The 3,645-nt window shown below is 62.9% G+C and carries 5 protein-coding genes; 3 read left to right on the top strand and 2 right to left on the bottom strand.

The features are described 5' to 3' along the window. Window positions 1-604: acyl-CoA dehydrogenase family protein (locus tag WCE35_RS21125; RefSeq protein WP_424595259.1), on the bottom strand; the 604-nt coding region annotated here is incomplete at its 3' end. A 214-nt stretch (window positions 605-818) separates the two neighbouring features. Between WCE35_RS21125 and WCE35_RS21120 the strand changes: the two genes are divergently transcribed. Further along, window positions 819-1,490 (top strand): TetR/AcrR family transcriptional regulator, encoded by a 672-nt coding sequence (locus WCE35_RS21120; protein WP_424595258.1) that lies wholly within the window; start codon window positions 819-821, stop codon window positions 1,488-1,490. On the opposite strand, the gene WCE35_RS21115 is transcribed toward WCE35_RS21120, so the two are convergent. Beyond that, window positions 1,483-2,709 carry a CaiB/BaiF CoA transferase family protein gene (locus tag WCE35_RS21115; RefSeq protein WP_424595257.1) on the bottom strand — a complete coding sequence of 409 codons (1,227 nt, stop codon included), beginning with the start codon at window positions 2,707-2,709 and terminating at the stop codon, window positions 1,483-1,485. The two genes, WCE35_RS21120 and WCE35_RS21115, sit on opposite strands and share 8 nt — an antisense overlap. 205 nt (window positions 2,710-2,914) lie before the next feature. Between WCE35_RS21115 and WCE35_RS21110 the strand changes: the two genes are divergently transcribed. Then, on the top strand, window positions 2,915-3,172 hold the full coding sequence (locus tag WCE35_RS21110) for a type II toxin-antitoxin system Phd/YefM family antitoxin (protein ID WP_424595260.1): 258 nt from the start codon (window positions 2,915-2,917) through the stop codon (window positions 3,170-3,172). Beyond that, a complete protein-coding gene (locus WCE35_RS21105) occupies window positions 3,169-3,552 on the top strand; it encodes a type II toxin-antitoxin system VapC family toxin (RefSeq protein ID WP_424595256.1) in 384 nt (127 codons plus the stop codon). Before WCE35_RS21110 ends, WCE35_RS21105 begins: the two co-directional genes overlap by 4 nt. Window positions 3,553-3,645 lie beyond the last annotated feature (93 nt).

Below are 3,645 nucleotides of genomic sequence, written 5' to 3'. Positions count from 1 at the left end.
ACTGCTGCTGGTGGCGCGCCGCCTTCGGGTCGGTCTTGCCCATCACGATCGCGATCTTGCAGCGGGGATCGCCGACGCCCGACGACCACCATTTGCGGCCGTTGATGACGTAATGATCGCCGTCCTTCTCGATGCGGGTCTCGATATTGGTCGCGTCGGAAGAGGCCACCGCAGGCTCCGTCATCAGGAAGGCGGAGCGGATTTCGCCGTCCATCAGCGGGCGCAGCCATTTCCGCTTGTGCTCCCTGGTGCCGTAACGCATCAGCACTTCCATGTTGCCGGTGTCCGGCGCGGAGCAGTTGAAAACCTCCGAGGCCCAGCTGATGTGCCCCATCTCCTCGGCGAGCGGCGCGTATTCCAGGTTGCTCAATCCGGCGCCACGGAATTCATCGTCCTCGTGCGAGGACGGCGGCATGAACATGTTCCAGAGGCCCTCGGCCTTCGCCTTCTTCTTCAAATCCTCCAGCACCGGAATCACCTTCCAGCGCGCGCCTTCCTCGTCCTGCTTCTTGTAGATCGGCACCGCCGGGCGGACATGATTGTGCATGAACGACTGCACGCGGTTCAGCCATTCCTTCTGGCGGTCTGACATATTGAAGTCCATCGGACGCTCCTCACCTTGGTTTTCGAAGCCTTTGCCGCACTGTCTCCCCGCCGCCTGTCCGCCGCAAGAGCGTATCGCGCGTTGGCGACGAGGTGACGGTGGGTTGGCCGGCCGGAACGGCGGCGCCCAATTGATGCGCATTGACATTTCCGGCCCTTCAAACGATAGTTTCATACAACTGTTTGAAATGCAACTCCCCGACCGGGGGTCAGCCATGCCGAGCGATCAGACCAGAACCGCCATCCTCGCCGCCGCCGAGCGGCTTTATGCCGACCGCGGCTTTGGCGACGTGACGCTGCGCGACATCGTCGCCGCGGCGGGGGTCAATCTCGCGGCGGTGAACTACCATTTCGGCTCCAAGGACGAATTGATCGCGGAGCTGTTCGTCACCCGCAGCCTCGCCACCAACCGCGAGCGGCTCAACGAACTGAAGGCCGCGGAACAAGCCGGCGGCGGCCGCGCCAGCATCGATTCAATCCTGCGCGCGCTGGTCGGCCCGACCTTGCGCGGCTGCCTCGGCCCCGACCGCGAAGGCTCGACCGCGGCGCGCTTCATGATCCGCGCCTCGATCGAATCGGTATCCCCGATCCGCCGCATCAAGAACCGCGAGGTCGATCATTTGCGCAAATTCGCCGCCGCGATGCGCCGCGCCCTGCCGGACCGCGACGAGGCCGAGCTCTATTGGGGCCTGCATTTCGCGCTCGCGATGGCGCACCACACCATCCGCGAAAAGGAACGGCTGACCAAACTGTCGGAAGGAAAATGCGACCTCGACGACGTCCAGGGCATCATCGACCGCGTGGTGGCGGTGGCGGTGATGGCGCTGACGGCAGCCGGCCCGAGCAGCAGGGCCGCAAGTCGCACAGCCGCCGCCTCCATCAAATGATCCCCTGCTCCTTCAGCGCCTCCTGCTTCGCATCCTCATACCCGATCGTCGCCAATACTTCCTTGGTGTCCGCCCCGAGCAGCGGCGGCGCACGATAATCGTTTATCGGCGTACCGGAGAAAGTGAGAGGATTGCGGATCAAGGACAGCGCATGTTCGAAGGGATGATCGACCTTGATCTCCATGCCGCGCGCGCGGACATGCGGATCGGCGAACATTTGTTCGAAATCATTGATCGGCCCGCAGGGCACGCCGGCCTTTTCCAGTTCTTGCAGCCAATAGGAGACCTTGTTTTTCAGGAACAGGCCGGCGAAGATTGCCATGATCTCCTTGCCGTGAACGACGCGATCGTTGTTCCTCGCGAATCTCGGATCGCTCGCGAGCTCCGGCTGCCCCAGCACCGCGCAGGTGCGCGCGAACTGCCCGTCATTGCCGACCACCAGCATCAATTCGCCGTCGGTGCAGCGGAACGCGCCGGCGGGCATGCCGCCATTGCCCCAGGTGCCGCGGCGCGGCGGCGTCTTTCCGTTGACCAGGTAGATCTGCGCATAATGCGACAGCGAGGCGATCACGGTATCGAGCAGGCAGACATCGATATGCTGGCCCTCGCCGCCATTGGCCTTACGGTGATAGAGCGCGGCCAAAATGCCGATCGAGCTGTTCATGCCGGTCATGTAATCGACGATCGAAGGGCCGACCTTCATCGGCCCCGCGCCCGGCTCGCCGTCGATATGGCCAGTGACGCTCATCAGGCCGCCCATCGCCTGGAAGATCGCGTCATAGCCGGCGCGCGGCGCGTAAGGTCCGGTCTGGCCGAAACCCGTCACCGAGCAATAGATGATGCCGGGATTGATCGCCTTGATCGATTCATAGTCGAGCCGGTAGCGCTTGAGGTCGCCGACCTTGTAATTCTCCATCATCACGTCGCAGGACTTTGCGAGTTCGCGGATGATCGCCTGGCCTTCCGGTGTCGCGATATTGATCGTGACCGATTTCTTGTTGCGGTTGGCGCAGAGATAGAACGAATTGTTGTTGTTCGCCTTGCCCTCGGGATCGACCAGATAAGGCGGGCCGAACGCGCGCGCGTCGTCGCCGCCGCCCGGCCGCTCGATCTTGATTACCTCGGCGCCGAGATCGGCCAGCATCTGCGCCGACAGCGGCCCCGCCAGCACGCGCGTCAGGTCGAGAATCTTGATGCCCGAAAGTGGCAGAGCCGACATGAAAGGTTCCTCCGAGATTTTTTGCCCGTGTCGCGCGGGAATGTGGCCCCGGCGCGGAACGAAGGAGAGCGGATACACTATTTTCCGGCGCCGAGCCCTGCACGGGCGGCATGAGCGCCGGCGGCAGTGCCCTGATCAACGATCGGCTTGACATTTGGACCAGTAAATGGTCCGTTTTCTTGAAGAGTTCAAAACGAGCGAAGCCATGCGGATTTCCGTCACGGAAGCCAAGGGACAACTGACCGAACTGGTGCGCCGCGCCGAAGCCGGGGACGAAGTGATCCTGACCCGGCACGGCCACGAGGCGGTGCGGCTGGTTCCGGTGATGGCAGCACCGGATCGCAAGGCGCGGCGAAAATTGCTCGAAGCCGCTCGGGCCAGCGGCGCGGCCAAGGCAACGGCTGGGCCAGATGCTGCAAGGAGCCAGGACTTCCTTTATGGCGACAACGGCTTGCCGGGATGATCGCGGTCGACACGTCGGCGCTGATGGCGATCGTGCTCGGCCAGGCGGAGGCCGACGCCTGCATTGCCGCGCTGGAGGCGGAAGACGAGATTTTGATTTCGGCCGGGACCATCGCGGAAGCCTTGATCGTCGCGAAGCGCCGCCATGTCGGCGAAGAGATGGAAAGCCTGATCGACGGACTCGGCTTCAATGCCGTCGCGGTAACTCCAGCCTCCGCGCGACGGATCGCGCTGGCCTATGCGCGATGGGGAAAAGGCATCGACGCCGCCGGTCTGAATTTTGGCGACTGTTTCGCCTATGAAGTTGCGAAAGAACACGACTGTCCGCTGCTGTATGTCGGCGGTGATTTTGCCAGCACCGGCATCAAGGGCGTTCTGTGAATTCGCTGTAAATATGATCGCCCCGCATGCGAAATTTTGCTCGGTCGACAAGGTCACGCCGCTCACATCGACGTTAGAGGCCATTCTTAAGCC

The sequence above is a fragment of the Bradyrhizobium sp. genome, from assembly GCF_049691595.1.
Classification (GTDB): Bacteria; Pseudomonadota; Alphaproteobacteria; order Rhizobiales; family Xanthobacteraceae; genus Bradyrhizobium.
This window is presented reverse-complemented; position numbering and strand designations above follow the sequence as displayed.